This is a genomic window from Synechococcus sp. Minos11, assembly GCF_014279855.1.
GTDB lineage: Bacteria > Cyanobacteriota > Cyanobacteriia > PCC-6307 > Cyanobiaceae > RCC307.
This window is the reverse complement of the sequence record NZ_CP047953.1, coordinates 1,551,253-1,578,126: the sequence shown is the minus strand read 5'-3', so window position 1 is coordinate 1,578,126 and position 26,874 is coordinate 1,551,253. Positions and strand designations below refer to the sequence as shown.

At 64.4% G+C, this 26,874-nt stretch carries 35 protein-coding genes; 12 read left to right on the top strand and 23 right to left on the bottom strand.

Annotated elements, in window-relative coordinates; all coding sequences use genetic code 11:
* Nucleotide 1: 1 nt before the first annotated feature.
* Nucleotides 2-664: an SOS response-associated peptidase gene (locus SynMINOS11_RS08860; protein WP_186548009.1), complete on the top strand. Its 663-nt coding sequence runs from the start codon at nucleotides 2-4 to the stop codon at nucleotides 662-664.
* Nucleotides 661-1,380 (top strand): potassium channel family protein, encoded by a 720-nt coding sequence (locus SynMINOS11_RS08855; protein WP_186548008.1) that lies wholly within the window; start codon nucleotides 661-663, stop codon nucleotides 1,378-1,380. The genes SynMINOS11_RS08860 and SynMINOS11_RS08855 overlap by 4 nt, the downstream gene beginning before the upstream one ends.
* Here SynMINOS11_RS08855 and ribD read toward each other — a convergent pair.
* The 5 genes from ribD to SynMINOS11_RS08830 are packed head-to-tail and all read right to left on the bottom strand — an operon-like array spanning nucleotide 1,356 to nucleotide 6,963.
* Nucleotides 1,356-2,420 carry a bifunctional diaminohydroxyphosphoribosylaminopyrimidine deaminase/5-amino-6-(5-phosphoribosylamino)uracil reductase RibD gene (gene ribD, locus SynMINOS11_RS08850; RefSeq protein ID WP_186548006.1) on the bottom strand — a complete coding sequence of 355 codons (1,065 nt, stop codon included), beginning with the start codon at nucleotides 2,418-2,420 and terminating at the stop codon, nucleotides 1,356-1,358. The genes SynMINOS11_RS08855 and ribD overlap by 25 nt on opposite strands.
* Before the next feature lie 10 nt (nucleotides 2,421-2,430).
* Complete coding sequence (locus SynMINOS11_RS08845; protein ID WP_011936166.1) at nucleotides 2,431-2,913, bottom strand: DUF3122 domain-containing protein; 483 nt, start codon at nucleotides 2,911-2,913, stop codon at nucleotides 2,431-2,433.
* On the bottom strand, nucleotides 2,910-5,411 hold the full coding sequence (locus tag SynMINOS11_RS08840) for a GH116 family glycosyl hydrolase (RefSeq protein WP_186548004.1): 2,502 nt from the start codon (nucleotides 5,409-5,411) through the stop codon (nucleotides 2,910-2,912). Before SynMINOS11_RS08840 ends, SynMINOS11_RS08845 begins: the two co-directional genes overlap by 4 nt.
* A 38-nt stretch (nucleotides 5,412-5,449) precedes the next feature.
* Entirely contained in the window at nucleotides 5,450-5,683 is a 234-nt protein-coding gene (locus SynMINOS11_RS08835; protein WP_186548002.1) for a hypothetical protein, read from the bottom strand.
* 53 nt (nucleotides 5,684-5,736) lie between these two features.
* Nucleotides 5,737-6,963, bottom strand: a complete 1,227-nt coding sequence (locus SynMINOS11_RS08830; RefSeq protein WP_186548000.1) for an autotransporter outer membrane beta-barrel domain-containing protein — start codon at nucleotides 6,961-6,963, stop codon at nucleotides 5,737-5,739.
* A gap of 733 nt (nucleotides 6,964-7,696) precedes the next feature.
* Here SynMINOS11_RS08830 and cbiE point away from each other — a divergent pair.
* The gene (cbiE, locus tag SynMINOS11_RS08825; RefSeq protein ID WP_186550805.1) at nucleotides 7,697-8,923 is read left to right on the top strand and encodes a precorrin-6y C5,15-methyltransferase (decarboxylating) subunit CbiE; all 1,227 of its coding nucleotides are present in this window, start codon (nucleotides 7,697-7,699) and stop codon (nucleotides 8,921-8,923) included.
* Here the strand turns inward: cbiE and SynMINOS11_RS08820 are convergent.
* Genes SynMINOS11_RS08820 through pheS form a run of 5 tightly spaced genes read right to left on the bottom strand, consistent with a single transcriptional unit; the run spans nucleotide 8,841 to nucleotide 13,715 of the window.
* Nucleotides 8,841-9,305 carry a DUF192 domain-containing protein gene (locus SynMINOS11_RS08820; RefSeq protein ID WP_186547998.1) on the bottom strand — a complete coding sequence of 155 codons (465 nt, stop codon included), beginning with the start codon at nucleotides 9,303-9,305 and terminating at the stop codon, nucleotides 8,841-8,843. The genes cbiE and SynMINOS11_RS08820 overlap by 83 nt on opposite strands.
* Nucleotides 9,306-9,313: 8 nt before the next feature.
* Nucleotides 9,314-10,021, bottom strand: a complete 708-nt coding sequence (locus tag SynMINOS11_RS08815; protein ID WP_186547996.1) for a winged helix-turn-helix domain-containing protein — start codon at nucleotides 10,019-10,021, stop codon at nucleotides 9,314-9,316.
* Entirely contained in the window at nucleotides 10,018-10,938 is a 921-nt protein-coding gene (locus SynMINOS11_RS08810; protein WP_186547995.1) for an NAD(+) kinase, read from the bottom strand. Before SynMINOS11_RS08810 ends, SynMINOS11_RS08815 begins: the two co-directional genes overlap by 4 nt.
* Before the next feature lie 59 nt (nucleotides 10,939-10,997).
* The gene (locus SynMINOS11_RS08805) at nucleotides 10,998-12,653 is read right to left on the bottom strand and encodes an ABC1 kinase family protein (RefSeq protein WP_186547993.1); all 1,656 of its coding nucleotides are present in this window, start codon (nucleotides 12,651-12,653) and stop codon (nucleotides 10,998-11,000) included.
* A gap of 54 nt (nucleotides 12,654-12,707) precedes the next feature.
* Complete coding sequence (pheS, locus tag SynMINOS11_RS08800) at nucleotides 12,708-13,715, bottom strand: phenylalanine--tRNA ligase subunit alpha (protein ID WP_186547991.1); 1,008 nt, start codon at nucleotides 13,713-13,715, stop codon at nucleotides 12,708-12,710.
* Nucleotides 13,716-13,755: 40 nt separating this feature from the next.
* On the opposite strand from pheS, the gene surE reads away from it, so the two are divergent.
* A complete protein-coding gene (surE, locus tag SynMINOS11_RS08795) occupies nucleotides 13,756-14,583 on the top strand; it encodes a 5'/3'-nucleotidase SurE (protein WP_011936156.1) in 828 nt (275 codons plus the stop codon).
* Here surE and SynMINOS11_RS08790 read toward each other — a convergent pair.
* The gene (locus tag SynMINOS11_RS08790) at nucleotides 14,546-15,100 is read right to left on the bottom strand and encodes a DUF3611 family protein (protein ID WP_011936155.1); all 555 of its coding nucleotides are present in this window, start codon (nucleotides 15,098-15,100) and stop codon (nucleotides 14,546-14,548) included. The genes surE and SynMINOS11_RS08790 overlap by 38 nt on opposite strands.
* Nucleotides 15,101-15,136: 36 nt before the next feature.
* On the opposite strand from SynMINOS11_RS08790, the gene SynMINOS11_RS08785 reads away from it, so the two are divergent.
* On the top strand, nucleotides 15,137-16,102 hold the full coding sequence (locus SynMINOS11_RS08785; RefSeq protein ID WP_186547989.1) for a bifunctional riboflavin kinase/FAD synthetase: 966 nt from the start codon (nucleotides 15,137-15,139) through the stop codon (nucleotides 16,100-16,102).
* On the opposite strand, the gene SynMINOS11_RS08780 is transcribed toward SynMINOS11_RS08785, so the two are convergent.
* On the bottom strand, nucleotides 16,087-16,227 hold the full coding sequence (locus tag SynMINOS11_RS08780) for a hypothetical protein (RefSeq protein WP_186550901.1): 141 nt from the start codon (nucleotides 16,225-16,227) through the stop codon (nucleotides 16,087-16,089). The two genes, SynMINOS11_RS08785 and SynMINOS11_RS08780, sit on opposite strands and share 16 nt — an antisense overlap.
* 56 nt (nucleotides 16,228-16,283) lie before the next feature.
* Here SynMINOS11_RS08780 and SynMINOS11_RS08775 point away from each other — a divergent pair, with 56 nt between their 5' ends.
* The 3 genes from SynMINOS11_RS08775 (at nucleotide 16,284) to SynMINOS11_RS08765 (ending at nucleotide 18,530) form a co-directional block, all read left to right on the top strand.
* On the top strand, nucleotides 16,284-17,324 hold the full coding sequence (locus SynMINOS11_RS08775) for a thiamine phosphate synthase (RefSeq protein WP_186547988.1): 1,041 nt from the start codon (nucleotides 16,284-16,286) through the stop codon (nucleotides 17,322-17,324).
* Complete coding sequence (gene thiS, locus SynMINOS11_RS08770; protein ID WP_011936152.1) at nucleotides 17,317-17,529, top strand: sulfur carrier protein ThiS; 213 nt, start codon at nucleotides 17,317-17,319, stop codon at nucleotides 17,527-17,529. Before SynMINOS11_RS08775 ends, thiS begins: the two co-directional genes overlap by 8 nt.
* A gap of 71 nt (nucleotides 17,530-17,600) precedes the next feature.
* On the top strand, nucleotides 17,601-18,530 hold the full coding sequence (locus SynMINOS11_RS08765; protein ID WP_011936151.1) for a DUF1517 domain-containing protein: 930 nt from the start codon (nucleotides 17,601-17,603) through the stop codon (nucleotides 18,528-18,530).
* Nucleotides 18,531-18,532: 2 nt separating this feature from the next.
* Here SynMINOS11_RS08765 and SynMINOS11_RS08760 read toward each other — a convergent pair whose 3' ends face one another.
* Genes SynMINOS11_RS08760 through SynMINOS11_RS08735 form a run of 6 tightly spaced genes read right to left on the bottom strand, consistent with a single transcriptional unit; the run spans nucleotide 18,533 to nucleotide 21,537 of the window.
* Nucleotides 18,533-18,763, bottom strand: coding sequence for a hypothetical protein (locus SynMINOS11_RS08760; RefSeq protein WP_011936150.1), 231 nt, complete (start codon nucleotides 18,761-18,763; stop codon nucleotides 18,533-18,535).
* A gap of 24 nt (nucleotides 18,764-18,787) precedes the next feature.
* Complete coding sequence (gene larB, locus SynMINOS11_RS08755) at nucleotides 18,788-19,435, bottom strand: nickel pincer cofactor biosynthesis protein LarB (RefSeq protein WP_186547986.1); 648 nt, start codon at nucleotides 19,433-19,435, stop codon at nucleotides 18,788-18,790.
* Nucleotides 19,432-20,295, bottom strand: coding sequence for a class I SAM-dependent methyltransferase (locus SynMINOS11_RS08750; RefSeq protein WP_255445368.1), 864 nt, complete (start codon nucleotides 20,293-20,295; stop codon nucleotides 19,432-19,434). The genes larB and SynMINOS11_RS08750 overlap by 4 nt, the downstream gene beginning before the upstream one ends.
* Complete coding sequence (locus SynMINOS11_RS08745; RefSeq protein WP_011936147.1) at nucleotides 20,223-20,627, bottom strand: TIGR03792 family protein; 405 nt, start codon at nucleotides 20,625-20,627, stop codon at nucleotides 20,223-20,225. Before SynMINOS11_RS08745 ends, SynMINOS11_RS08750 begins: the two co-directional genes overlap by 73 nt.
* Complete coding sequence (ispF, locus tag SynMINOS11_RS08740; protein WP_186547984.1) at nucleotides 20,624-21,109, bottom strand: 2-C-methyl-D-erythritol 2,4-cyclodiphosphate synthase; 486 nt, start codon at nucleotides 21,107-21,109, stop codon at nucleotides 20,624-20,626. Before ispF ends, SynMINOS11_RS08745 begins: the two co-directional genes overlap by 4 nt.
* Nucleotides 21,106-21,537: an NfeD family protein gene (locus SynMINOS11_RS08735; RefSeq protein ID WP_186547982.1), complete on the bottom strand. Its 432-nt coding sequence runs from the start codon at nucleotides 21,535-21,537 to the stop codon at nucleotides 21,106-21,108. The genes ispF and SynMINOS11_RS08735 overlap by 4 nt, the downstream gene beginning before the upstream one ends.
* A 66-nt stretch (nucleotides 21,538-21,603) precedes the next feature.
* Here SynMINOS11_RS08735 and SynMINOS11_RS08730 point away from each other — a divergent pair, with 66 nt between their 5' ends.
* Nucleotides 21,604-22,515, top strand: a complete 912-nt coding sequence (locus SynMINOS11_RS08730) for an SPFH domain-containing protein (RefSeq protein WP_043737128.1) — start codon at nucleotides 21,604-21,606, stop codon at nucleotides 22,513-22,515.
* Here the strand turns inward: SynMINOS11_RS08730 and trmD are convergent, their stop codons facing one another.
* The 5 genes from trmD to budA are packed head-to-tail and all read right to left on the bottom strand — an operon-like array spanning nucleotide 22,516 to nucleotide 25,715.
* Nucleotides 22,516-23,229 carry a tRNA (guanosine(37)-N1)-methyltransferase TrmD gene (gene trmD, locus SynMINOS11_RS08725; protein WP_186547980.1) on the bottom strand — a complete coding sequence of 238 codons (714 nt, stop codon included), beginning with the start codon at nucleotides 23,227-23,229 and terminating at the stop codon, nucleotides 22,516-22,518. It lies immediately after the preceding gene.
* Entirely contained in the window at nucleotides 23,226-23,681 is a 456-nt protein-coding gene (locus SynMINOS11_RS08720) for a phycobiliprotein lyase (protein ID WP_186547979.1), read from the bottom strand. Before SynMINOS11_RS08720 ends, trmD begins: the two co-directional genes overlap by 4 nt.
* Nucleotides 23,682-23,720: 39 nt before the next feature.
* Nucleotides 23,721-23,855: a hypothetical protein gene (locus SynMINOS11_RS12980; RefSeq protein WP_255445367.1), complete on the bottom strand. Its 135-nt coding sequence runs from the start codon at nucleotides 23,853-23,855 to the stop codon at nucleotides 23,721-23,723.
* Between the two features lie 53 nt (nucleotides 23,856-23,908).
* Nucleotides 23,909-24,838, bottom strand: coding sequence for a GTPase Era (era, locus tag SynMINOS11_RS08715; RefSeq protein WP_186547977.1), 930 nt, complete (start codon nucleotides 24,836-24,838; stop codon nucleotides 23,909-23,911).
* 4 nt (nucleotides 24,839-24,842) lie between these two features.
* On the bottom strand, nucleotides 24,843-25,715 hold the full coding sequence (gene budA / locus SynMINOS11_RS08710; RefSeq protein ID WP_186547975.1) for an acetolactate decarboxylase: 873 nt from the start codon (nucleotides 25,713-25,715) through the stop codon (nucleotides 24,843-24,845).
* 84 nt (nucleotides 25,716-25,799) lie between these two features.
* On the opposite strand from budA, the gene SynMINOS11_RS08705 reads away from it, so the two are divergent.
* From SynMINOS11_RS08705 to SynMINOS11_RS08700, 3 genes are all read left to right on the top strand, one after another.
* A complete protein-coding gene (locus SynMINOS11_RS08705; RefSeq protein WP_043737114.1) occupies nucleotides 25,800-26,141 on the top strand; it encodes a hypothetical protein in 342 nt (113 codons plus the stop codon).
* 134 nt (nucleotides 26,142-26,275) lie between these two features.
* Entirely contained in the window at nucleotides 26,276-26,476 is a 201-nt protein-coding gene (locus SynMINOS11_RS12975; RefSeq protein WP_255445366.1) for a hypothetical protein, read from the top strand.
* Between the two features lie 3 nt (nucleotides 26,477-26,479).
* Nucleotides 26,480-26,863: a hypothetical protein gene (locus SynMINOS11_RS08700; protein WP_255445365.1), complete on the top strand. Its 384-nt coding sequence runs from the start codon at nucleotides 26,480-26,482 to the stop codon at nucleotides 26,861-26,863.
* Nucleotides 26,864-26,874: the final 11 nt, after the last annotated feature.

The following is a 26,874-nucleotide window of genomic DNA, read 5'->3' as shown; positions in this document are numbered from 1 at the left end:
GATGTGCGGACGCTTTGCCCTGGGTTGTGCGCTGGATGCCCTGCTGCCCCATTTGCAGGGGCCAATGCCGCCTGGGCTGGCACAGCACTACGCCCCAAGAGCCCTGATTCGTCCGGGAGAACCTGTGCTGCTGCAGCGCCAGGAGCATGGAGCGATGGAGAGCGCTTTGGTGCTGTGGGGCTTGCTGCCGGAGTGGCGCAAAGATCCCTTGGAGGCCCCGAGGCCCTTCAATGCACGCGCTGAAACGGTGATGGAGAAGGCCAGCTTTCGCGTGCCCTGGCGGCACCGGCGCGGGCTGTTGCCGGCCGATGCCTTTTTTGAAAAGGGCCACCGCATCGCGCGCACCGATGGCGAACCGTTTTGGCTGGCGGCGCTGTGGGACCGCTGGATTGGCCCCGATGGCAGTGAGGTGGAGAGCGCGGTGGTGCTCACCACCAAGCCCAATGCCTTGGTGGCGCCTTTGCATGAGCGCATGCCGGTGATCATTCCCGCAGGGCTTGAGCAGGCCTGGTGCGAGCCGCTTGATGGCCCTGGCCTGCGGGCCCTCGAGCCGTTGCTGTCGGGTTGGGATCCAGCCGGCTGGCAGGCCGAAGCCATTCCCGCTGGCTTGACAGGACCGCCCAGCTCCCGACCCTTGGATCAGTTGAACTTGGATCTGGGGTGAAGTGGCTGCGGCGGTTGGTGAACCGCTATCCCAATCAATTGCTGTTGCTGCTCAGCCTGGGCGTGCTGGTTTGCTTTGCCTTTCCGCAGATTGGCCGGATCAGCTACGTCTTCTATTCGTTAATTGCACTGCTGCTCACCTGCGGACCTGCTGGGCGCGGGCACAGCAGCGCCATGGACGACCGGCTCTATCGCGCCTTGGGCGCGGTGGCGGTGGCGGCGATGTGGGTGTGGCTGATCACGCCGATGAATTTGCTGGCCAGTGGGGTGCCGTTGGCTTTGAGCTGGAGCGTGCTGGTGGGCTGGAGCCTGGTGCGGATGATCCAATCGCTGGCGGCCCATGCCCAGATCACGCGGCCGCTGCTGCTGGGAGCGATCGCTGGCTATCTGCATTTGGGCCTCACCGCCGGGCTGGTGATGGGGGCGGTGGAAACGATTCAGCCCGGCAGCTTTCAGCCCCTGGAGCTCACCAAAGCGGCCTTGGCTTCGGGTGATCTCAGCGTGATCGAATCCAGCGGCGCCTTTGCCGAGATCAATTACTTCGCCTTTGTGTGCCTCACCACCGTGGGCTTTGGCGACATCAACCCCGCCTTGCCGTTGGCGCGCATGCTCAGCGTGGTGACCAGCATTGCCGGCCCGCTCTATCTAGCGGTGGTGATGGGGGTGCTGATTGGCCGCTTTGCCGGCTCAGCTCAGTCTTCTGGCAGCAGCGACTGAAACAGCCAATCGCTGCCCAGCTCTTGAGGGCTGCTCGGCGAAAGGCGAATGACTTGATCCATGGCGCTAAAGCCCAGATCGCCCAGGGGCGTGCGGGCCGCTGCGCCGCCCAACAGCGCTGGCGCCACCACGGCCGCGGTTTCTTGCACGCAGCCGGCAGCGATGGCGGCCGCCGCTAATTGCGGGCCGCATTCCCACAGCACCCGGTTGCAGCCGCGCTGCGCCAAGGCCTCGAGCAAGGCTGTTGGTTCGCAGGCCACGAGCTCGATGCGCTCCACCCCCAGCTGATCGAGTTGCTGTTTGGCTTGCGCTGGGGCCTCGGGGCCATGGGCCACCAGGGTGGCGGCGCTGCTTTGATCCCACAGCTGGGCGGCCTTTGGCAGCTCAAGAGTGCGGCTGAGCACCACCCGCAGCGGCTCGGGGTTGCGCTGCCCGCGGCTTGTGAGCAAAGGGTTGTCGGCGCGAAGGGTGCCGCCGCCAACGATCACCGCATCAACGCCAGCGCGCAGGTGATGCACCCAGCTGCGGGCCGGCGGACTGCTGATCCATTGGCTGGCGCCATTGGGCAGAGCCGTGCGGCCATCGAGGCTCATGGCCCACTTCAACAGGCCCCAGGGGCGGCCTGTGCGAATGCGGTGCAGGAAGGCGCGATTTTGCTGGGCGGCTTCGGCTTGGCGCACGCCGCTGATCACCTCAATCCCTGCGGCTTTGAGCTGGGCGATGCCGCCGCCGGCCACACGGGGATCGGGATCAGCCAGGGCAATCACCACCCGGCGCAGGCCCGCAGCAATCACCGCTTCTGAGCAGGGGGGCGTGCGCCCGTGGTGGCAGCAGGGCTCCAGTGTCACGTAGAGCGTGCCGCCTTTGGCGCGATCCCCGGCGCGGCGCAACGCCATCACTTCAGCGTGGGGTTGACCGGCTTGGCGGTGGTAGCCCTCACCCACAAGCTCGCCCTCGGCATCAAGCACCACGCAGCCCACTAGGGGGTTGGGGCTGGTGCGGCCATCAGCGAGGGCAGCGAGGGCCAAGGCCCTGGCCATCCAATGGCGATCAGAGGGGATAGGTGGGCAGCTCACGCCATTCCTTCACCACAAAGGGGGGCACCGGCAGTTCGTTGAACACACCAGGCAGTTGCAGCCGCAGCGGCCGGTTCTTGTTTAGTTCAGCCAGTAGCGGCGCCAGATCAAATTCAGCGGCGGCTTCCCGGCCATCGCTTTTGAGCAGGCTGTTTTCCAAGGTGCGATCGGGCAGATCCCAGCGGTGGCTGCCGCTGAGCACGATCAATTCGGTGGGGTGATCCAGCCGCACCCGGCCGGGGTAGCCCACCACCCGCAGCCTGAGTTCACCGCCGGGCTCTCCTTCGCGGTAGGCCACCAGCTGCCAGGCCTGGTAATCGAGATCGCGCAGGCTTTCGAGGCTGCGCACCACCGGGGTGCCGTTGTCGCCGGGATGGCTATGCAGCTCAGCAGCTGCTGGGCCCGCTGGCAGCAGCGTCAGCACCAGCAGCGTCAGGGCGGCCAGCAGCCGGCTCATGGCTGCCGTTCCGCGCCGGGAATCAGTTCCCAATCGGTATGGGTGGCCCACAGTGCCCAAATCGCCATTGCCCGCAGATAGTGGCAGGCCCGGAAGGTGTTCTGCCCGGTGAGGGCTTCTGGGGTGCGGAATTGCAGGCCGCCTGCATAGACCTGATTCACCACGGCTTGGGTGATGGCCACCGCTGTGTTGGTCTCGCCCATCAGCCGGTAGTAGGCGGCCAAACCGAAGTTGATGCCGGTCCACACCTCCAGCGGGTGGGTGCCATTGGGATCGAGCGGGGTGCCATCGCGGCGCAAGCCATTGGCGACGCCCAAGCGGCCACCGGCAAAGCCCTCAAAGCAGGCCTCTTTGATCGCCTGCAAGCTGCTGCGGGCATTGGCCTCACTCACCACCGGCGGCAGCCCCAGCAGGCGGGCGTAGAAATCGCCGCAGAGCTGATCGGCCATCACCACCGGCGTGCCGCTCTCGGCATCGATTTTGTAAAACTCGCCGTTCCAGAGCAGCTGATCGAAGTTGCCCCGTGATTGCTGCAGCCACTGGCTGAAATCGCGCTGTTCAGCTGCGGTGTCGACCCCCAACTCCAAAGCCAGGGTTTGGCCCATCGCGAGGGCCGCCTCCAGGGCAGCGATCCACAGGGCGCCGCAGTAGGCGCTCACGCCTTTGAGCGCCCAATCATCAAAGGTTTGATCCGGCGCTCCGCCGTTGTCGGGCAGGCCGTCGTTGTTGATGTCGAAGGTTTTCAGGTAGCGCAGGGCCTGCACCGAGGCTGGCCAGCAGTCGGCCAGGAAGCTGAGGTCTTTGCCATCGGGAGCGAGCTGGTAGGTGCGCCACACCTGCAGCACAAAGTCGCTGCCCAGGTCTTTCCAGAGGTTGCAGTCTTGATAGGCGGTGTAGTTGGTGGCATCCCAGGGCTGCTCGTTGGGGGCGCCGAGGTCGTGGGGGGTGGCGCCTGCCACCTTGCGATCGGCTTCCACGCGGCCGCGCCCTTGGGTGAAATACCAACCAATCGGCCGCTGGGTGGCATCGGCTGCGGGGATCGCGCGGGCAAAGCTGCGCAGCACCGAGCGATCCAAGGCCGGCCACAGCTGCAGCAGGGCAAAGGAGCCGTAGAGCCGCACATCAAGGCTTTCGTACCAGGCGTAGTCGAGGCACTCGAGCACGCCAAAGCGGCCCACTGGATCACTGGCGCTCGCCGCGCTCCACAGCGTGCCGCCGCTGGCCAGGTCGTAGAGCTCATTGCAGAGGGCCATGCGCAGCTCCTCGGGCAGGTCGTCGCGCAGCAGCACGGGCGCTTGCCATTCCTCGATCTGCTGGCGCCAGCGGGGCCAGCGCAGCAGCGCATCGGCGGCAATGGCGGCGGCTTGATCGCCGCTGGGGCTAAAGAAATCCGTGTAGCGCCTGAGGCATTGGCTGCCGGTGGCAAAGGCGGTGACGGGCAGATCCCAGCTGATCACCACCGGCAGCTCCAGCTCAGCGCCAGGGGCGAGCTCAAAGCGCAGAGCCATGGCGGCACTCACCGGATCGTTGTTGCCGCTGCGCCGGTCGTTGTTGCTCTCCGGCACCGAGCCATCGGCGGCAAAGCGCTGCCAGATCTCTGCTCCATCGCCATGGGGGTTCCAGCGGCTGCAGCGCATCAGCTCAACGCCCTCGAGCTCTTCGGGTACAGCGATGCACCACTGGCCTTGGCCCTCAGCGATTGGTTCGCTCAAGGGGCCTTCCATCACCACGCCGCGCAGGCCGGGGGCATTGATGGCGCGGTTGCGCTGGCCTTTGGTGGCGCCGATGGCGGGCAGGTAGTTGTGCTCGGGGCTGCCATCGTCGCGGAAGTGCACCGCTGCGCTGGGGTCGGTGTTGCAGAACCAGCCGGTGGTGTTGCGCCAGCTCAGCAGCAGCGAGAGCTTCAGGGGCTTGCGGCTGGGGTTGCGAAAACGCCAGCGGAACACCGCTACCGGCAGGGCGGTGTCGCGGTAGTTGCCGGGAATGATTGGGCTGAAGCTTTCGCAGCTGGCCTCACAGCCAAAAACGCCGCTGTACTGAAACCAGCTGAGGGGATAGCGGGCGCTGTAGCTGCCAGTGGGCTTCTCAGCCGTGCTGGCCGGATACCAGCTCCAGCTGCTTAGGGGCGCTTCTCCTTCGGGTTTGGAGCTATCGACCTCGGGCGCCACCGCCAGGGCATGGGCCCGTGTTTCTGAACCGTTGTCTTCAAAGAGGGCGAACTGGCAATCGGGCAATGAGCCAAACCAGTGCTCACCACCATCGATATTCCAGAGGTTGAAATCACCTTTGGAGCTGCGGCCAATGCAACCGGCGCCAAAGCCGCCTAAGGGCGCTCCATGCCAGGGGCCGTCATCGAGGTTGCTGGCGTAGCGAACGGTGTAAGGGGACTCCCAGCCCTGGCCAAATGGCCGGCTCCAGCTGGCGGTGGGGGTGGTGTGGCCTTGGCGGCCTTCTCGGCGCAACAGGGAGCGCAGCCTGGAGAGCCCAAAGGGCGCCATGGGTTAGTTGGAATTCGTGTCAGCTTGCCGGAAATCCCCTAGCGCACAAGGGGGTTGCTGCGCACCCAACCGGCGCCGATCTTGCGGGCCGCCATGCTGCGCTTCACCCCCACCTCTTGGCGTGGGGTGTAGGTGGCCAGGCTCATCAGGCCAACTGGCAGCAGAAAAATGGTCCAACCAGCGAGGGTCACCAGCAGGAAGCGGCGGCTGCGGTAGGGGGAGAGACGGGAGAGCAGAAGGTGACCGGCGATGGCGAGCGGCCAGTTTTGCAATCGTCCGTCAAATTTGTCTACCCCTTGATTGTGAGCAAATCCAAATCAGCTGATCAGAACTGGAAGGTGATGCCGCCTGAGGTGCGCCAATCGGTGTTGGCATCAGCCCAGATCTTGGCGCCGCCTTTGGCGTAGAGCTTCCAGCCCGATGTGGGCCCTTGGAAGATCGAGTAATCGATGCCGCCCTCGACGAGCACACCGTTTTGTGTCTCTTGGTTGGAGGGGATTTCAGCGGTGCGGCTGCGCGCCAAGCGTGAGTAGGCGCGTTTGAACTTGACGCTGTCATTGCCCGTGTCCCAATCAGCGAGCCAGGCGACCTTGAGGTTGGGAACCAAGAGGTTGCGCGTGCCTTGCTTGATGGGCCAGGCGAGCTTGGCGCCAACGGTGGTTTCCAGGAAGTTGTCGGAATAGGAGTCAACCTTGAGGGCAAAGGCTCTGTAGCGGCCGGATTCTTTGTAGGAAGCGTCCTCATTGCCATTCCAGATGGCCGTGGCTTGCGGTTCGAGGATCAAGCTGCCCCAGGTGAGTGGTGCCCCAACACGCAAAGCACCGACATAGGAGGTGGTGTCTTTGGTGGCGGTGTAGGTCTCATTGAGGATGTTGCCAACTTTGACCTGCCGCTTGTTGTCGCCGGAGAAGGATGTGGCGCCAAAGAGGCCTTGAACGTAGAAGTTGTCTTCCCAGTAGCTGGCCATGACGCCACCACCAAAGCCGGAGGGATTCCAAGAACCACCACCGGTGGAAGCACCAGCGAACTGGGTGAGATTGATATCGCCGTAGTTGCCAAAGATGCCGAGCTGGATGTTCTCGCTTAGTGAGGTGTCAACACCAACGACGATGCCGCCGTGGGAGGAATAGAAGTCGTTGTAAACATCGGGATAGAAGATGACACCGCGCTTGCCGTAGGCGCCACCGGTTTTGTAGGGCTGTTTGGAACCACCAAAGCCGCGTGCCCAAACGCGGGTGCCATTGGGCTCGGTGTAGATGGAGGCGAGGTTGGGATTTTCGGCGTAAACGGTGTCGTTGATGGTGAGCGTGGCGATCTCAGCGTCGAGTTCAGCGGTGCCGGATGTTTTCCAAAGGCCGCGCACGGGCTCAGTGATGGTTTCTTCTACCTCAACCTCAGTGATCTCCTCCTCGATGGTGATGGGAGAGAACTGGCGCATGGGCAAGCGCTCCAGGATGGTGTCAGCGAGATCGTTGACGTAGGCCTGAGTCGCAAGACCACCAGCAGCAGTGACGTTTTTGGGCAGTGCTACGGCACTAATGAATTGGCCCAAGCGGCGCCGACGCGTGACCGGATCAGCGGCCCGTAATCGAGCTGTGAGTTGTTGACGAAGAGTGGGATCTAAATCAGCTAAGAGATCATCAAAGTCACCGCCTCCGAGAATCGGGTTGCAGCTGATATCTCCAGGGCTTGCAGCAACATAAAAATCTGTAGGGGCTAAGCCCTGACTAATAAGCTGGCCACTACTTTCATATACAGAGAATGATTTATCAACGCCGTTGTTACGCCCGGCATAAAGGAAATATATTCCGTCTGCTCCGAGAAGGCCATAGATAAAAGCGGCTTCATTCTGGAAATAGCTTTTGCTTAATTCGTCTGCTAGTGGGCCATTTTCGTCCCATGGGGCTGAATCTGACCTGACGTAGGCCATTCCTGCTTCGCTGTTGTAATTACTAGGGAAATTTTTTGTAGTTAAAGAATAGCTTTCATCATCTATGCAAACTTGAGTCGAAGCCTGAGCTGGCTGTGCCGACAGAGCCAATGGCGCAAGACCTGAGCCAACTAGGATGGATGCAGCAAGTCCTGAGTTCAACTTGAGGGCCACCGAAAACTCAGCGAATTCTCAGATTTTTATAGAAGAAAGTTGGCTGTTGAGCGCCGGCAGGCTGCAAACCGTGCCCTTTCGGGACCATGGCGATGCCAACAGGCGCGATTAGCTGTGTTTCACGCCGACTCCCTAGCTGGCAGCCGGAGGGATGCGCGCCCTCACTCGTCACACTGGTGGCATGCTCCATGTGATTGGCACCACCGCTGCTGGCCTTTCTGGCCTGGCTTCTGCCCAGCGCCAGTTGCTGGATGGGGCGGCTGTGATTGCAGCCCCCAGCCGCCTGCATCACGAGTTGCATGCGAGCGCCCAGCTGATCAACACCGATCAGCCCCAAGCAGCGATTGAGGCTCTAGCTCTTGAATTGGCCGCTGGCCGCAGCGCCGTGCTGCTGGCCAGTGGGGATCCGCTCTGGTTTGGCATTGGCCGGCTGCTGCTGCAGCATTTTTCCGCTGAGCAGCTGCGCTTTCATCCCTGCCCCTGCTCGATGCAGCTGGCCTTCTCCCGTTTGGGGCGGCCGTGGCAAAACGCTCAGTGGCTGTCGCTGCATGGCCGTGAGCCCGATGCCTTGGCGGCTTGCCTGCAGCAGCGCCCCGAGGCCTTGGCTGTGCTCACCGATCCGGGCCGCGGCGGTGCCGGTGAGGTGCGTCAGATCCTCAGGGCATCGGGGCTAGAGGCCGCCTATGGCTTTTGGATCTGTGAGCGGCTGGATCACCCCAAAGAGCGCGTGATTGAGCTGGCCAGCACCGATCCACTGCCAGAGGATCTTGATCCTTTGCATTTGGTGGTGCTGATCGCTAAAGCCGAGCCATTGGCCGCTGAACGGCTACCACTTTTCGGGATTGCTGATGGCGCCTATCACCAGCACGCCGATCACCCCGGCTTGATGACCAAGCGCGAGGTGCGCATTCAATTGCTGGCGGAGCTGGATTTACCCAGCGCTGGGGTGCTGTGGGATCTCGGGGCCGGCACCGGCAGCGTGGGGTTAGAGGCGTTGCGGCTGCAGCCTGCGTTGCAGCTGTATGCAGTTGAGCGCCGCAGCGGCGCGGTGCCCCTGATCCAGGCCAATGCCCAGCGGCTGGATGTGCAGCCGGCGGCGGTGTTGCAGGGCGATGCCCGCACCTTGCTGGCTGAGTTGCCCGATCCCGATCGGGTGCTGCTGGGCGGTGGTGGCGCAGCCAGAGCTGAGCTGCTGGCGGCGTTGTTGCCGCGCCTGAGAGCTGGCGGTGTGGTGGTGATTCCCTTGGCCACCTTGGAAGCAGTGGCTGAGCTGCGCCCGGTGCTGGAGGCCTACGGCCTGCAGGTGAGCCTGATGCAGCTGCAGGTCAGTCGGGGGATGCCGCTGGCTGGCGGAACGCGCCTAGCCCCGTTGAACCCGGTCGTGGTGCTGCGGGGCTGCCGGGCTTAAGCCCCAGCTCCTTTGCGCGGCCAGCGCGCAATTCGATCACCCCATCCACTGGCCCCGGCGAGCGGTAGCTGGGGCATGGATCGGCTGTGCAAGGCGGCACATCGGCTTCGATGCCCACCACCTGGCCACCTTTGGTGAACACCAAATCCAACGGCGCCAGGCAGTTCTTCATCCAAAAGCCCACCGGCCGTGCCGGCTCAAAGCGGAACCACATGCCGCGCCAGGGATCCAAGGCGGGGCGCTGCATCAAGCCCTGCTGAAATTGCGCTGAGGTTTGCGGCACCTCCAGGCCAATGCAGCCCTGGGGCAGGCACCACTTGGCGCTGATCGGCAAATACTGCGGCGTGATCGCCAGCAGCAGCGGCAACAGGGGAGCGAACATCGCCTGAATCAGCTCCTGAGCGTGTAGCCCACGCCGCGCACGGTGTGAATCAAGCGCCGTTCGCCGTTTTCTTCCAGCTTGCGGCGCAGATAGCGCACATACACCTCAATCACGTTGGCGTTGGCCTCTTCATCGCTCTGGCCCCACACCTCTTCCAGAATCGTTTGGCGGCTGACACTGCCGCCTTGGTGCTCCAGCAACAGCAGCAGCAGCGAGTATTCCCGTTCGGTGAGCTGCAATTCGCGCTCGCCCCGCCAGGCACGCCGTTGCCGCGGCTCCAGGCGTAGATCCAGCAGTTTCAATGTTGCCTGCTTGGTGTTGCCGGCGGGGGCATCAAACAGGCTGTGGGGCCGTGGCTCCAGGGCCAGTTGCAGCCTGAGGCGCTGCAGCAGATCGCTGGGCGGGCCGTCTTGCACCCAAAAGTCGTTGGCGCCGAGCTTGAGGCATTGGCTGCGGGCGGCTAGGTCATCGGCCATCGCTTCCACCAGCAGCGGCACCCGATCGCCAGCGCCGCAGCTCTTTTGCAGCAATGGCACCACCGCCAGCTCATCGCTGGTGATCAGCACCGCCTTGACCCGATCTTGCGGGATCAAGCCGGCTCCAATCGATTGGACGGCATCGGCGCCGCTCCAACCCACGGTGTCGTAGCCGGAAGCCTCCAGCCGCTCGCGCAATTCCAAGGCGCGCTCACCGATGAGCAGCAAAGTGGGCTTCATGAGGCCAAAGGAAGTGTGCCAGGCTTGGCCACATGGGGCAGGCCCCAGCCCAGCTTTTCGCCCAACACGCGGAAGTATTCGTGGTCGGCCAGGCGCACAAAGCGGGCGGCCTGCTCGCAGCGGCGAATCAGCACCCGATCCTCCGGCCAGACATAACAACCAGCGCTGCCATCAACCACCATCATCAGCCGCTCTGGGGTGGCCGGGAAGATCGTGACGGGCTCGCTATCGCTGAACACCAGCGCCCGTGAAGCCAGCGAGTGGGGCGCAATTGGGGTGAGCTGCAGCACTGGGCAATCGGGCGTGATCACCGGGCCGCCAGCGCTGAGGGCATAGGCCGTCGATCCCGTGGGGGTCGAGAGAATCACCCCATCAGCGGAGATGTCTACCGGCGCATGGCGACCGATGGCGATCTCGAAATGGCACATGCTCGTGAGTGGCTCGCGGTGCAGCGCCATCTCGTTGAGGCAGAGCACTTCCCAGCGCCGCTGGTCGCCGCGCAGCACGCTCACCACAACCAAGTTGCGTTCTTCAACGGTCCACTCGCGGCTGATCAGCTGCTCGAGAGCCTCTTCCAGGTGGCTCACATAGGTTTCAGCCAGAAAACCCAAATGGCCTGTGTTGATCGTGAGCATCGGCACGCCCACCGGTGCCGTTTGCCGCGCCGCTGAAAGCACCGTGCCATCACCGCCCAGCACGATCGCCACATCCATGGCGGAGGTGAAGCCGGGCGGCACGCAGGCCGCATAGCCGAGCAGCCGCAAGCTCTGATCGGGGTTGGCAAAACCCACCATTCCGCCCGAGCTGCTGGCGCGCACCACATCCCAACCCGCCTCGCTGAGGCGTGCTTCGATCCGGTCGGCCGTTTCAATGGCCAGATCCTTGCCGTCGTTAACGATCAGTCCGGCACAGGGCACCGGTCACGAGCAAGTGGGTGCCTGAGTTTAGGCGGGCTTTCCCTGTTACTAGGACTTCGTTAAGTGCGTCCGCTGCGGCCGGAGCGCAGCAGCGAAACGATCAGCCACAGGCCAAACAGGGTGGCGCTGATGAAGAGGCCTTCACTGACGGTGCGCAGCAGCTCCTGCTGGGCCAAGGAAGCCATCAAGGTGGCGCTGAGCAGCAGTGAGGCCACCAGGATCGCCAGCGACACCCTTTGCGAGAGCCGCTCAAGGCTGGTGCGCAGGGCTTCCAGGCCTTCGAGTTGCAGCGAGAACACCAGCTCATCGCTGCTGAAGCGCCGCAGCAGCTGGCTGAGTTGGCGCGGGGCATCGATGCTGAAGCTGCGCAGATCCAGCCCGAACTGCATCATCCGCTCTTTGGGCAGCAGCATCGAATCGCTGAGCAGCTGTCCCACCAGCGGCTGCATTTCGGCGGTGAAGCTGAAGTTGGGATTCAGCGATCCCCCCACGCCTTCAAGGTTGGTGACCGACTTCACAAACAGGCCGATGGTGCCCGGCACCCTGAGCCCCACCTTGTTGGCCAGCTGCAGCAGCTCGGCCAGAAAGATGGCGAAATTGAGCTCCTGCAGCGGTTTGGAAAAGCTGCTGGCGATCAGTTGTTGCAGCTGACTTTGCAGCTGCCGCCGGTCCACCTTCACCCCCGCTGGCGGCGGGGCCAATTGCACCAATAGGTCGGTGGCGCGGGCTCCGTCTTGGTTGATCAGCGCCAGCACCAGATCCAACAGCGTGGTGCGGCTGCGGGGATCAAACATCCCCACCATCCCCTCATCGAGCAGGGTGATGACGCCATCGCCATCCACCTTGAGGTTGCCTGGGTGGGGATCGGCGTGGAAGAAGCCTTCCACAAAGTACTGCTCCACAAACGCCCCCAGCAGCGCCTTGGTGGCCGCATCGATGGTGGAGCCGTGCTGGGTGAGGGCTGCTTTGGCCTCCTCGCCAAGGATGTTGTGCCCATCAATCCACTCGAGCACCAGCACCCGCTGGCTGGAGAGGGCCGGCACCACATTGGGCACCTTGAGGCTGCCGTTGGGCACAAACTTCGAGCGCCCCAAGATCCCCTGCAACTTCAAGGTGTTGCCGGCCTCGACGCGGAAATCCAGCTCGCGGCCAATGGCCTGCAGCACCTGATCAGCCAGGCCTTCGAGGTCGTAGCTGGCGCCAAGAGCAGTTGCTGAGGCCAAGCTGGCGATCTTGCGCAGCAAGCGGCCGTCTTCTTGAACCAGCTGCTCGATGCCGGGCCGCAGCACCTTCACCGCCACCGGGGTGTTGTCGTGAAGGCTGGCCCGATACACCTGGCCGATGCTGCCGGCGGCGATCGGCTCGCGTTCGAACTGGCCAAAAGCTTGATCCACCTCTTGGCCCAGTGCCTCGCGCATCAACGGCTCGATCTGCGCCCAGGGCTCCACCGGCACATCGGCCTGCAGGTTGCTGAGGGCATCGATGTAGTCCTTCGCCAGCAGATCTGGGCGGGTGCTCAGCAGCTGGCCAAGCTTCACGTAGACCGGGCCCAGCTCGATCAGGATCTGGCAGAGCACCTGCGGCTGGGGCAGGCGCGTTTCAGCGGCATCGCCGCGGTTGAGGAGCTGTGAAAGGAACGACCACTCATAGCGGGTGACAACCCGCGCGATCTCCAGCGCGCGCGCGGAGCCATCGAACACCGAGAGCACGGACATGGCCGGCTGCCAAAGGCCTCTAGCCGGAAATTAAGCAGCCTCAGCTCGCTTGACTCAGAACTGTTCGAGAAAACGCAGATCGCTGGTGAATAGGCGGCGGATGTCGTCGATGCCGTGGCGCACCATGCAGAAGCGCTCAACGCCAAGGCCCGCGGCAAAGCCGCTCCAGCGTTCGGGGTCGAGCCCCATGCCCTCCAGCACGGCGGGGTCGACCATGCCGCAGCCCATCACCTCCAGCCAGCGGCCACGCCACTGCACATCCACCTCGGCGCTGGGTTCGGTGAAGGGGAAGTAGCTGGCGCGGAAGCGCACCGGCAGATCACCAAAGAAGGCTTTGAGGAAGTGGCTCACCGTGCCGCGCAGGTGGCTGAAGTCGAGCCCTTCATCAATGGCCAACACCTCCACCTGGTGGAACACCGGTGAGTGGGTGGCATCAACGGCATCACGGCGGTAGACGCGGCCCGGGGCGATCACGCGCACCGGCGGGGGGTTGGATTCGAGATGGCGAATCTGCACCGGTGAGGTGTGGGTGCGCAGCAGGCGATCACCCGGCAAGTAGAAGGTGTCCTGCATGTCCCGGGCGGGATGCTCCTCGGGGATGTTGAGGGCCGAGAAGTTGTAGTAGTCGCTCTCGATGTCGGGGCCTTCCACCACCCGATAGCCGAGGCCGCAGAAGATGTCGACGATCGCGTCGGTGGTGCTCAGCAGCGGATGGCGATGGCCCGCGGGTGTGTACACCGGCGGCAGGGTGACATCAATCGTTTCGCTGGCGATGCGGGCTTCTAGCGCCGCTGCTTTGAGGGCGCTTTGGCGCTCCTGCAGCAGCGATTGCACCTGAGTTTTCAGCACATTGGCCCGCTGGCCCACCACCGGGCGCTGATCGCCGGGCAGCTTGCCCATGGCGCCCAGCACGCCGGAAAGCTTGCCTTTTTTGCCTAAAAGATCGATCCGCAGCTGCTCGAGGGCTGCGGCATCGGGGGCTTCAGCGATCGCGGCAGCGGCCTCCGCCTCCAGGGCCTCCAACGCGCTGGTGATCTCCTCCAGGGTGGGAGCGCTGCTCAAGGGAGTCGGCCTAACGTGCGTGGGGCAGTATCGCCTTTCGATGGCTTCCCCCCTCAAGATCCTGATCAGCAATGACGACGGGGTCTTCGCCGAAGGCATCAAAGCGCTGGCCCATGAGGCCGCCCGCCGGGGCCACAGCGTCACGGTGGTGTGCCCCGATCAAGAGCGCTCCGCCACGGGCCACGGGCTGACCCTGCAAAGCCCCATTCGCGCTGAACAGGCCGATGGCCTGTTTGCTGATGGCATCCGCGCTTGGGCCTGCACCGGCACCCCATCGGACTGCGTCAAGTTGGCCCTGGGCAAGCTGCTGGAGGCCCCGCCGGATCTGGTGCTCAGCGGCATCAACCATGGCCCGAATCTGGGCTCCGATGTGATCTATTCCGGCACCGTGGCGGCCGCCATGGAGGGCACCTTGGAGGGGCTGCCGGCTCTGGCGGTGAGCAGCGCTTGTTTTGACTGGCGCCAGTTCGATGGGGCCGCGGTTCAGGCCATGGATGTGGCCGAAAGCGCCCTCGCTGGCGGCTGGCCGGAGGGGCTGCTGCTCAACCTCAACGTGCCGGCGGTGCCGCCTGATCGCATTGGCCCGGTGCGCTGGTGCCGCCCAGGAGTGCGCCGCTACGTGGATCAATTTGATGAGCGCTTTGACCCGCGCGGGCGCAGCTACTACTGGCTGGCCGGAGAGGTGGTGAACGATTTTGAGGCCGCGGGCACAGGGCCCAAGGACTGGCCCACCGATGTGGCCCAGGTGCAAGGCGGCGGGGTGGCGCTGACGCCGCTGCAGCCCGAACTGTTTTGGCGTGGGGCGCTGCCGCCTTTGCCGATTGCTGGGGTTAGCGCCGCGCCAGACGCTGCAGCAGCCAGAGGCTGACCCACAGGCCAATCAAATGGCCGGTGAGCGCTTGGGTGTTGGCCATCACCGAGAACATTTCCAGCGACGTGATGGCGTTGTTGCCAACGCTGGTGCCGGTGAGGCCAGGCTGCTGAATCGAGGCCTGGAAGGTGAGGCTGCCTGAGAGGGCTTGATAGCCAATGGCAGCAAAGGTGATGCCCACCAGGCTGGCCAGCAGATGGCGCTTCACCTGGGCGCGGGTTTCGGCTTTTGAGGGGATCGAGCTGCTGCCGCTGGATAGGGAACGGCTGATGCGCACCAGGCCCCAGTCCTGCCAGACGCCCCAGGCCAGGATCAATAGCGCCAGGGTGGTGAGCGAGAGGCCTGGGCCTAGGCCGATGGCCTTGTCGCGGTTGCTGACCAGTTCACTGCCAATGCTGTTGAAGGCCAGCACGCCAGCGCTTACCAGCGCCAGGGTGAGCTGACTCCAAAACGCTCCCCAGCCGACTACGCGGAAGGCTGAAGCGATGCGTTGCAGCTCAAGACGGTCGGCCATGGCCTTGTGTCACCGCCTCCAAGGTGCCATGGGAGCATGGCTCTGGCACGGCCTTGGGCCTTGATTGCGCTCCTTTCTCCTGAGCAAGCCTGCAGGCCAACCGCGTTAGCGCTCGGCAGTTTTGATGGCGTCCATGCCGGGCACCGCCATGTGATCGCGCGCGCCGTGGCCATGGCGGCCGGTCCGCCGGCTCTGGTGCCCACGGTGCTGTCTTTCTGGCCCCACCCGCGTGAGGTGCTGGCGGGCGAGCCGCGCCTGCGGCTGGATCTGCCCAACGAAAAGCTCAGCGTGCTGGGGCCTTTGGGCATCGAGCAGCTGGTGCTGGTGCCCTTTGATTTGCAGCTAGCAGCCCTCACGCCAGAGCAGTTTGTGCAGCAGGTGCTGCGCGATCAGCTGCAGGCCGGGGCGGTGGTGATCGGTGAAAACTTCCGCTTTGGCAACCGCCGCAGCGGCGGCCCGGAGGATCTGCAGCGGCTTGGCGGCTCCTGCGGCATGGCAGTGGACGTGCTGCCGTTGCTTGATGAAGGCGGCAGTCGCTACAGCAGCAGCCGCATCCGCCAGGCCTTAGCCGAGGCTGATCTGGTGGAGGCTGAGCGCTTGCTGCAGCGGCCCTATCGCTTCAGCGGCCAGGTGGTGCGCGGCCGCGGCTTGGGGCGCGGCTTGGGCTGGCCCACCGCCAATTTGCAAGTGGATGGCCGCAAATGCCTGCCCAAAGAAGGTGTTTATGCCGCCTGGGCCTGGCGCGGCGAGAGCCAGCAGGCGATGCCTGCGGTGATGAACCTGGGCCGCCAGCCCACCATCGATCCGGAGGCCCCCTCGGCGGTGGAGGTGCACCTGCTCGATGCCGAGGTGGATCTGGCCGGCGACAGCCTGCGGGTGCAGCCGCTGCAGTGGTTGCGCGGCCAGCAGGCCTTTGGCTCGCTTGATGAGCTCACCGGCCAAATCAGCCGTGATGCCGATCAGGCCAGGGCCCTACTGGCGGCCGCTCAGCTGCCGGGATAGGCGTGGGTGAGGCCCCAAGCAATGAAGGCTCCGATTCCGCCCAGCAAGGCGGCACCCCAGATCAGGGTCAGCATCGGGCTGTCGGTGTTGCTGACCGGGGGCGCCGGCTTGGTTTCGTTGGCCACTGGGGTTGCCATAAGCCCGCTCAGGCTAAATAGAAGACAGCACTGGCCCCAGTGGCTTGACCATTTCTTCTGAAGGCGTTGATCCGGCGGTGCTGCGGCTGCTGGACGCCAACCTTGATCGTGCCCGCGAGGGCCTGCGGGTCGCCGAAGACTGGGCCCGTTTTGGCCTGGATCGCCGCGATCTGGTGGAGGGCCTCAAGGATCTGCGTCAGCAGTTGGGCCGCTGCCATTTGCCCCGCTACCGCCAGGCCCGCCACACCGCCACCGATAGCGCCGCCGGCTTGGCGCATCCGGCCCAGCAGCAGCGCAGCGACGCCACCGTGGTGGCCGCCAATTGCGCCCGCGCCCAGGAGGCGCTGCGGGTGCTGGAGGAATTTGGCCGCAGCTGTGATCCGGAGCTGGCGCGGGTGGCCGAGCACTGCCGCTACCGGCTCTACGACTTGGAAACCCGCTTGCTGGCGGATCAAAGCCGGCGCCAGCGGCTTGCCGCCGAGCGGCTGTATCTGATCACCAGCCCGGTGCCCCAGTTGCTCGCTGTGGTGGAGCAGGCCCTGCAGGCGGGCGTGAAGTTGGTGCAGCACCGCAGCAAGCTCACAGACGACTTGCCCCGATACCAAGAAGCGGTGGCGCTGCGGGATCTCTGCGCGGCTCACGGCGCCCTGTTCATCGTGAATGACCGGGTGGATTTGGCCTTGGCGGTGGAGGCTGATGGGGTGCATTTAGGCCAGGGGGATCTGCCGCCGGCTCAAGCGCGGCGTTTGCTGGGCCCTGATCGCTTGATCGGCCGCAGCACCCATGCCCCAGCGCAGTTGCAGCAGGCCATGGCCGATGGCTGCGATTACGCCGGCGTTGGCCCCCTGCAGGCCACACCCACCAAGCCGGGCCGTGAGCCGGTGGGGCTCGACTACCTGCGCCAAGCAGCCCAGATCGCCACCATCCCCCACTACGCCATTGGCGGGGTGGATGTGCAGCTGCTGCCGGCCTTGCTGGAGGCAGGAGGCCCCCACTGCCGGGTGGCGGTGGTGCGGGCTGTGATGGAAGCGGCGGATCCGGCCGCGGCAGCGCGGCAGTTGTTGGAGCTGTTGGCTGATGGCTGAGCCGATTGCGCTGCAGGTGAATGGCGAAAGCCGCCAGGCCACCGCTGGGCTGAGCCTCCAGCAGCTGCTGGTGGAGCTGGGCTATGAGCCGCGGCTGGTGGTGGTGGAGTTCAACGGCGCGATCGTGCCGCGGGCGCAATGGCCCGATCAGCCGGTGGCGGCGGGTGATCGGCTGGAAGTGGTGACGATCGTGGGCGGGGGCTAAGGCGCCAGGGCGGTGCTCCGCACTTCACTGCCTAGACGGGCTTTCTAGAGTTCACCCAACTCCGGCCTGTCATGCGTCGTTTGAAGCGCCTGCTTTCGTTCTGCCTGTTGCCGCTGCTGGCAGCGGGGCTGTTCAGCTTTGGCTGGGCTCAGCCCGCTGATGCAGCCCGCGGCGGCCGCATTGGTGGAGGCAGCTTCCGCTCAGCGCCGATCCGCTCAGCGCCGATGCGCGGGGGCTATGGCGGCGGCTACCGGGGCGGCTATGGCGGCGGGATTGGCTTTCCCTTCCTGATTCCGTTCTTCGGTTTTGGCGGCGGCGGCCTATTTGGATTTTTGATCCTGATGGCCCTGATCGGTGTGGTGGTCAATGGCCTGCGTGGTGCCACCGGCGGTGGCGGCATGGCGGCCCCCTCGCTGCCCACCCAGCGCGCTGATGGCCCAGTCACCCTGGCCCAGTTGCAACTGGGCCTGCTGGCCAGCGCCCGCAGCCTGCAGGACGACCTGCGCCGCTATGCCCGCACGGCCGACACCAGCAACAGCACCGGTCTGCAGCAGGTGCTGCAAGACGCCACCTTGGCGCTGCTGCGCCACCCCGATCAGTGGGTGTACGCCAACTGCGAATTGGGCCAAGTGCCCTTCAACACTGCTGAGGCCACCTTCAACCGCCTCTCGATGCAGGAGCGCAGCAAGCTCAGCAGCGAACTCACCAGCAACGTCGATGGCCGCCGCCTGGCGGAAGAGGTCACGGCGATCGCCCAGAGCGGTGATGCCGATGCCACCAGCGAATACATCGCGGTGACCCTGCTGGTGGCCAGCCGCAACAAGATCGCCATGAAGGGCGTGGATTCAGCTGATCAGCTGCGCACGGCCCTCAGTGCCCTGGGAGCCGTGCCAGCCAGTGAGCTGTTGGCCTTGGAGGTGATCTGGCAGCCCGATGGCGCCGGCGATGTGCTCAGCGCTGATGAGCTGATCACCGCCTACCCCCAGCTCAAGCACCTCTAGGGCTAGTTGCCGCCGCCAGCGGCTTCCATCTTCTTCTTGGCGTCGCCCAAGCCATCTTTGGTGGCGTCTTTGACCTTCTCGACGCTCTCTTTGAGCACTTTCTCGGCCTCTTTTTTGGGGCTCTGCTGCTGGTTGTTGATGCCGATGGCGGCAATGATCACGCCCACCACGATCACCACCACGACCACAGCGCCGACGTTGACGCCGGACTTGCCTCCGCCGCTTTCGCTCATGAGTTGATTGCAGGAATCCTCGGCTTAGCTACGGCCCCGCAGAACCCGCAACGCGGCCATCGCTGCGCCGTAGCCGTTGTCGATGTTGACCACCGTGAGCCCAGGCGCGCAGCTGGCGAGCATGCCGCTGAGGGCTGCTTGGCCGCCGGCGCTGACGCCATAACCCACGCTCACCGGCACGCCGATGATCGGCTGCGGTACCAGGCCGGCCAGCACCGTGGGCAGGGCGCCTTCCATGCCGGCAAAGGCGATCAGTAGCTGCAGCTCATTGAGCTCAGGGATCACCTTGAGCAGCCGGTGCAGCCCGGCCACGCCCACATCGGCAAAGCGCTGGCTGGCGATGCCATGGCAGCGCAATGCCAGCTCGGCTTCAGCGAGCACAGGCAGATCACTGCTGCCGCCACATAGCAAGCCCACCGCTGGCTGGGAGGGGTTGGGCAGCTCGCCCAGGGTGAGGCAGCGCGCTTGGCTGTGGTGCACCAGCTCCGGGATTGAGTTCTGGATGGCGGCGGCTTTGGCCTCATCAACGCGGGTGACCAGGGCCAGTTCACCGGCGCTTTGGAAGTCGCGGGCGATGGCGATGATCTGCGCGGCGCTTTTGTGCTCACCCCAAATCGCTTCCACCAGCCCGAGGCGCTGGCGCCGCTCAAGATCCAGGCGGTGCTCACTCATGGCCGTTCCCAGATCTGCTCCACCAGCGTTGGCGTCATCCACAGCATGGCGCTGGCTTGCTCGGCCTCCAGCCGCTGCTGCTGCTGGTCGCTCCACAGGCCAAGTTGTTGCAGCTGCTGCGGATAGCTGGAGAGAAAGTCCTGCAGCCACAGGGCTTTGGCTTCGCTGCTGGTGGAGCAATCCAGCAGGCTGCGGCAGCTCACCAGCCGCCAGCCGCGCTGACTGAGCAGCTCCGGCAGCCGGCTGGCCACATCGGGATCGCCGCCTTGATTGCGCCAGTGGCGGATGCAAGTGGCAACGAACTCCGCCAGGGCGCTGCCGCCAGGGCGCAGCGAAAAGCTGTCCCAGCGGATGTATTCCTGCAGCACCAGCCGCCCGCCGGGGCGCAGCGCTGAGCCGAGGCCATCGAGCAGGGGCTCCAGCCTTGGCAAAAACATCCAGAGCCAGCGGCACCAGGCCCCATCCCAGTGGCCAGCCTCCGGCAGCTGTTGTGGCTGGGCCAGATCGGTGGCGATGCCGCGCAGTTGGCTCAAGTTCTGCTGATGGGCCAGCTGCTGGAGATGCTCGATGTAGTTCGGCGAAAGATCCAGGCCCAGCACCTGGCCGCTTGGGCCCACCAGCTCAGCGAGTTCAAGGCTGCAAAATCCCGGCCCGCAGCCGAGATCCAAGAGCCGATCGCCAGGGCCAAAGCCAGCGCGCTGCAACCCGCTGCGGCATTCCTGGCGCCAAAAGCGGTGCTGGCGGCCGAGCCGCTGGAGCTCAGCGCTATGGGTGCCGAGCACATAGGTCATGGCTGCAGCGGCTTGAGCGCTCCAGTTCGCTGCAGCGGCAGAGGTGCCTCGGCGTTGACGCCGAGGCAATCGCGCAGTTGGGCGTTGAACGCCTCCTCGGTGGAGCCAATGCTGCTCGCGGGGATGGCATCCCATTGCTGTTGCGACTGCCAGCCCACCAGCACCACCGCCTGTTGGCGCTCCGGATCCCAGAGCAGCTCGCGGCCGCGGTAGCCATCTTGCTGCTCCAGCCAGGGTTCCCAGTGGGCCTCCTCGGCCTGGCGCCAGCATTGGCGCTGCCCAGCGCTCACTGGCATCTGCAGCACCTCCACCACACCAGCGGCTGGATCGAGGGGGCGCACCGCCCAGGCTGGGGCGGCCCACAGCAGCAGGCTCAGCAGCAGCGCGGGCAGCCAGCTCATGGCTTGGAGAGCAGGGCCACGGCCTGGCAGGAGATGCCTTCTTCCCTGCCTTCAGCTCCCAGCTTTTCGTTGGTGGTGGCCTTCACGCCCACCTGCTCAGGATCCAGGCCCATGCGCTCTGCAATCGCTGCGCGCATTGCCTCGATGTGGGGCTTGAGCTTGGGCCGCTCGGCGATCACCACCGAATCCACATTCACCACGCTCCAGCCGCGCTCACGCACCAGGCCCATCACCTGCTCCAGCAGCACCAGGCTGTCGGCCCCTTTCCATTTGGGATCGGTGGGCGGGAAGTATTTGCCGATATCGCCTAGCGAGAGGGCGCCGAGCAAGGCATCCATGATCGCGTGCACCAGCACATCAGCATCGCTGTGGCCATCGAGGCCCAGGCCACCTGGGTGCTCGAGGGTTTGGCCGCCCAGGATCAGTGGGCGGCCCGGCACCAGCCGGTGGATGTCGTAGCCGTTGCCAACGCGGATGTTCATGGCTCGACCTTAGAAGCCAGCACCTGCAGCCTGGTGCCCTCGCGCCCCATCACCACCACCACAGCGCCTGGGGCCAGCAGCTGCTCCGGTTCGAGATTGTCGGCCGCCCAGCTCTGGCCCTGCCAGCGCACCCGGCCGCTGCTCGCTTGATCAAAACCGCCGATCACCGTGGCCCGCTCTGCTGCTGGGCTTTGGGCAATGGTGCGCTCTTTTTGACTCTTTGACCAGCGCCGGATCGCCAGCAACAGGCCGCCGGTGAGCACACCAAACAGCAGCAGCTGCGGCCAAAGCGCCAGAGGCAGCACGGCCGTGAGTACTGAGATCAGCAGGGCCGCCACCGCTGCTGGCAGCAGCCCATCGAAGCTGGCGCCAAGCCATTCACTGGCCAGCAGGGCCAAACCAATCAACAACCAGGTGATGGCCTCCATCGGCGATGCCCACTGCAGCCTGTTGCTTTCATGCTGCCTAGCGTTGGGCGGTCTGCACCAGCTGCTGTGGAAGCATTTTTTGGGATCCCGGCGCTCGTGGTGATCGCCTGGCTGGGGGGCAGCAGCGTCAAGATCACCAGCGGCGGCCAGTCGCGTTTGGTGGAGCGGCTCGGCAAGTACGACCGCCAGCTCACTCCGGGGATGTCGTTTGTGATGCCGGTGGTGGAGCGGGTGGTGAGCCTGGAATCGCTGAAAGAGCGGGTGCTCGATATTCCGCCGCAGCAGTGCTTCACCCGCGACAACGTCTCGATTGAGGTGGATGCAGTGGTCTATTGGCAGCTGTTGGAGCATCCGCGCGCCCATTACGCCGTCGACAACCTGCAGGCGGCGATGGTGAATTTGGTGCTCACGCAAATTCGCGCCGAGATGGGCAAGCTCGATCTCGATCAAACCTTCACCACCCGCCAGGAGGTGAATGAGGTGTTGCTGCGCGATCTCGATCAGGCCACCGACCCCTGGGGCGTGAAGGTGACCCGCGTTGAACTGCGCGACATCCATCCCTCCAAAGGGGTGCAGCAGGCGATGGAGCAGCAGATGACGGCTGAGCGCGAAAAGCGGGCGGCGATTTTGCGTTCAGAAGGGGAGCGGGAGGCCCAGGTGAATGAAGCCCGCGGGCGGGCTGAATCACTGGTGCTCGATGCCAAGGCCCGCAAGGAAGCTTTGGTTTTAGAAGCCGAGGCCGAAGCGCAGCAACAGCAGCTCATTGCCCAGGCCAAAGCTCTGGCTGCTGGCGAATTGGCCCAGGCACTGCAGACCAATCCCCAAGCCGCGGAAGCCATGCGCCTGCTGCTGGCCAGTGAGTGGATGGGCATGGGCGAGCAGATGGCCCAGGCCAAAGGCGGCAGCGTGTTGATGGTGGATCCCCAGAGCCCTGCGGCCCTGCTCACGGCACTCAAGAACCTGCAGCAGCAGGGCTGATCAGCCCTCGTCGCCGGGGTGTTCGGCCTGCCATTGGGCCCAAAGATCAGGGCGGCGCAGTTGGGTGCGTGCCTTTTGCTGCTCGGCGCGCCAGCGGGCGATGGCGCCATGGTCGCCGCTGCGCAGCACTGCCGGCACCTCCATCTCGCGGAAGGTGGCGGGGCGCGTGTAGTGGGGGTGCTCCAGCAGCCCTGCGCTGTGGCTTTCCTCCACCAAGGAATCGGCGGTGCCCACGGTGCCGGGCCGCAGCCGCACGGTGCCATTGATGATCGTCATCGCCGGCAGCTCGCCTCCGGTGAGCACGAAATCACCGAGCGACACCTCTTCATCCGCCAGGCTGCGGATGCGCTCATCGAAGCCTTCGTAGTGGCCGCAGAGCAGCACCAGTTGCTCGTAATCACTGGCCCAGCGGCGTAGGTCGGCCTGCTGTAGCGGCTTGCCCTGGGGTGTCATCAGCAGCACCCGCCGGCGCGGCTGCAGCGGGATCGCTTCAAAGGCGGCAAACACCGGTTCGGGCTTGAGCACCATGCCCGCACCGCCGCCATAGGGCTCATCGTCAACCTTGCGGTAGCGATCGGTGGCGTAATCGCGAGGGTTGTGGGTGTGCAGCTCGGCGATGCCGGCACTAAAGGCGCGGCCGATCACCCCCAGGCCGCGGAGGCTATCGAACACCTCCGGCACCAGGCTCACCACATCCAGCCGGAAGCTGCTCACGACGCGGGCTTGCTGACGCGGCGGATTTCCGAGCAGAACTGGGAACCCTGCAGCTGCTCGCCTTTCCAGATCAAGAGGTTGCGCAGGCGCAGGTTGGGCTTGGTGAAGCTGATCGATTCCTCGATGCGCAGCTCGCCATCGCGATGGATCAACACCAGACGACTGCCCACCTGCAACTCCCAGCGGCCCTTTTGGCCGCCGCTGCCTTCCAGGCGCCCATCAGCCCAAAACGTCAAAACTGTGGATTGCCCCGATGGCGGGGTGGCCGCCAAGCGGCCCAGTTCATCGGTGTTCTCTGAGGCGGTCCAGCTCAGCTTGAGCTCGCCTTTTTCGCTGGTGTGCCAGCCCTCATCGGTATCGGCCGGTTGCAGCTGAGACCGCAGGCTCATCCAGGCGCCATCGCAGAGAGCGAGCACCTCAGCAGCACTGGTGGGGGGGAAGGCGTCAGTCACAACAGCAGCAGGCCAACAACCATCCTGCCGCGGGAGGGTTCAGAACCTGCGGGGAATCGCCCCTCGTTGGCTAATCAGCTGCTGCCTGAGCTGCTGTTCGGCTTGATCGGTGGGCTCCTCAATGGGCAAGAGCAGGCGACTGATGCCCTGGCAGGGCAGCCCTTGCTGAACCATTTCATCCCAGCTGATCACCCAGGTGAGGCCATCGATGGCGCGGTTTTTACTGCTTACTCGCCCCGGTAACCCAGTTCCGCCAAGCGGCCTGGTTTCTGGCGCCAATGGGGCACCACCTTCACAAACAGCTCCAAATACACCGGCCCATCAATCAGCTTTTGCATCTGCAGCCGCGCGCCTGATCCGATCTCTTTGAGCATCGAGCCTTTGCGGCCGATCAAGATCCCTTTCTGGCTGCTGCGCTCCACCATCACCGTGGCCAGAATCGCCGTGCGCGGGCCGTCTTCCACCACCCGCTCGATCTGCACCGCCACCGAGTGGGGTACTTCTTCTCTGGTGTGGTGCAGCACCTGCTCGCGGATGAGTTCACCCAGCAGCAGGTTTTCCGGTTGATCGCTCACCGTGTCTTTCGGGTACAGCATCGGCCCTTCCGGTAGCCGTTCGCCCAGGGCTTCTACTAAGGCGCTGCAGCCATCACCGGTGAGTGCGCTAAACGGCAGGAGCGGTGCCTCGGGCAATGCCTCGCTGTAGGAGGCGATCAGCTCCTCACGTTGTTCTTCGGCGATCATGTCTTGCTTGTTGAGGCCAATCACCACCGGCTGGCGGATCGATTGCAGCAGATCCAGCACGAATTGATCACCGCGGCCCATCGGTTCGCTGCCATCCATCAGCGCCAGCACCACATCCACTTCGCCGATGCTGTTGCGCGCGGTTTTCACCAGCCGCTCGCCGAGCAGGTGATGGGGTTTGTGGATGCCGGGGGTGTCCACCAGCACCAGCTGGGAGCACTCAGTGGTGAGGATGGCCCGCAAACGGTTGCGGGTCGTTTGCGCCACCGGCGAGGTGATCGCCACCTTCTCCCCCACCAGCTGATTGAGCAGCGTGGATTTGCCCACGTTGGGGCGCCCCACCAGGGCCACAAACCCCGAGCGAAAGCCCGCCGGGGTGGGGCTCAGTATTGAGTCCAGGGGGATTTCAACCATCGCTTCAGTCTGCGCTGCCGTGGCCTCCGTCTTTGGGCTTGCTTTCAGCGGTGTGCAGCGCGGCGGCGATGTCGCCGCTGAGGTCAGCTTCGAGGAATTCCTTGGTTTGCGGCAGGGCCAGCCGCAGGTTGGATTGCAGATCCAGCTCCACCTGCAGCTCAGCGGCTTGAACGTCCAACACATGGCCGCCACTGCTGTGGTCATCAGCCAGGAAATGGAAGTGGTAGCCGGGGATATTGAGGCTGGTGGTGTGCTCTGGGCTCCAAAAGCCCGCCAGGGTGCCGCGGATGTTGTTGCGGCGCACCATCGTTTGATCCTGGGAGGCTTCCAGCAAGCCCACGCCCTTGGGCACCTTGGAGACGGAGCGCATCAGCACCTCGTCGAATAGGCCTCTGATGCGGATCGCCACAAACAAATTGGCGCCGGGGCGTTTGGGATCGAGCTGGGCGCCAAGGGCTTCGATGCTGTTGATGGCGCTGAGGCTGAAGTTTTGCTGGGCCTCGAAGTGGGTGGCCACCCAAAAGGGAATGCCCTCATCAGCAGGCGCGCGGCAGACGCTGCCATCGGCGCGCGCTTGCCAGCAGATCCCATCGAGCAGGATCCCTTCGCCATCGAGCTGCTCAAAGGTGCCGATGCCGAAGTCGCCGTGGTCAGCGAGATCCTTCACCTGCAGGCTGCCGCCAAACACGCCCTCCACCACAGCCGTTGAGGTGGAGAGTTGCCACAGGGTGTGGTGTTCGAGATCGAGGTAATCGGCCAAGGCTTTGCGCAGCACCGCGCTATGGCTCTCTCCGCTTTGAAGGCAATGGCGCTCGAGCGCTTGCCAGTGGCCTTGCGGTAGCCGCAGGTGCAGGTCGTGTCCGGCTTGGCGTTCCACAGAAGCGTTGTGGTGGCCCTTTGATCTTGGCGTGGACGCCTGGCGATTTCTCTCTAGCGTTTTTTTATCGCTCAGCGTTTGCAGATGCTGGATCCCTCCCTGCTGGCCTCCCCGATCGTGCAGGCCTTTGGCGGCCTCGGCTTGGTGCTCTGGATTGCCCAGCTGCTGTTCACCACCTCCATTGCTCAAGCCAAAGGCCTGAACTGGTTTTTCTGGGGCCTGGGCGCGCTGCTGTTCCCGCTGCTGGCCTTTTTGGCGGTGCTCGGCATGCCCGATCGCAAGCAGCGCCTGCTGATGCGCCAGCTCGGTGAGCAGCTGATGAGCATCAAGGAAACCGGCGTGCGCCTGCACGACCGCAGCTCCCATCCCAAGTTTGCGCGCACCCCAGCAGCGGACTCGGCTGCTGAGCCCGCAGGTGCTAGCTGACATCCAGCGCCTGATGTCACCAAGGGTGTTGTCGAGTGCCTGCACAAACCCCAATGGTCTGCTTGGCTTAGCTCCCGAGTTTGTTGACTCTCCAAAGCCTCCCGAAAATGGCTTGCCATCGTTCTTTTAAGCACATGCGCGCGTTCGTTCTCAGCTGTGCCGTTGTGTGCGGCGGTGTTCAGGGCGTTGCCGTTCCAGCTGCAGTCGCCCACTCCGGCCATGGTGATGAGTTCGTCCAGAACGGTGAGGTTGATCAGCTGAAGGCATCGCCTGATCAGGATCAGCTCCTTGGAATCACCACGGCTGCTCCCCAGAGCGGGCCTGATGGTCAATAGACGGTGCCGAGCGTTGCCGTTGTCGATGCTGCAGGGAAACCTCTGCTGTTTGTCCGCACCGGCACCACATACGACCCAGTCTTTGTGCGACTTGGGGCGGTAGCAAACGACCGCACGGTCGTTCTAGAGGGCTTGAGTGCCGATGAACAGGTGGTTGTTTCAGGAGCTCTTTCGCTTTATGCCGAGTCTCAGAAAAAGGAGCGTGCTCTGGCTGAAACCAGCCCAACAAGCACGGCAATGGCTGACTCAGGCCGGGTTGAAGTTGATCCTGCACAAACCAGCACCCCCGCATGGCTACTGCCCGGAGGCATCACGGTTGCTGTGTTTGTCATTCTCGGTGGGGTGATGGCAGTTCGCCGCCGTGGTCCTGGATCAAAGCAAGGTTGATATGTCGCATC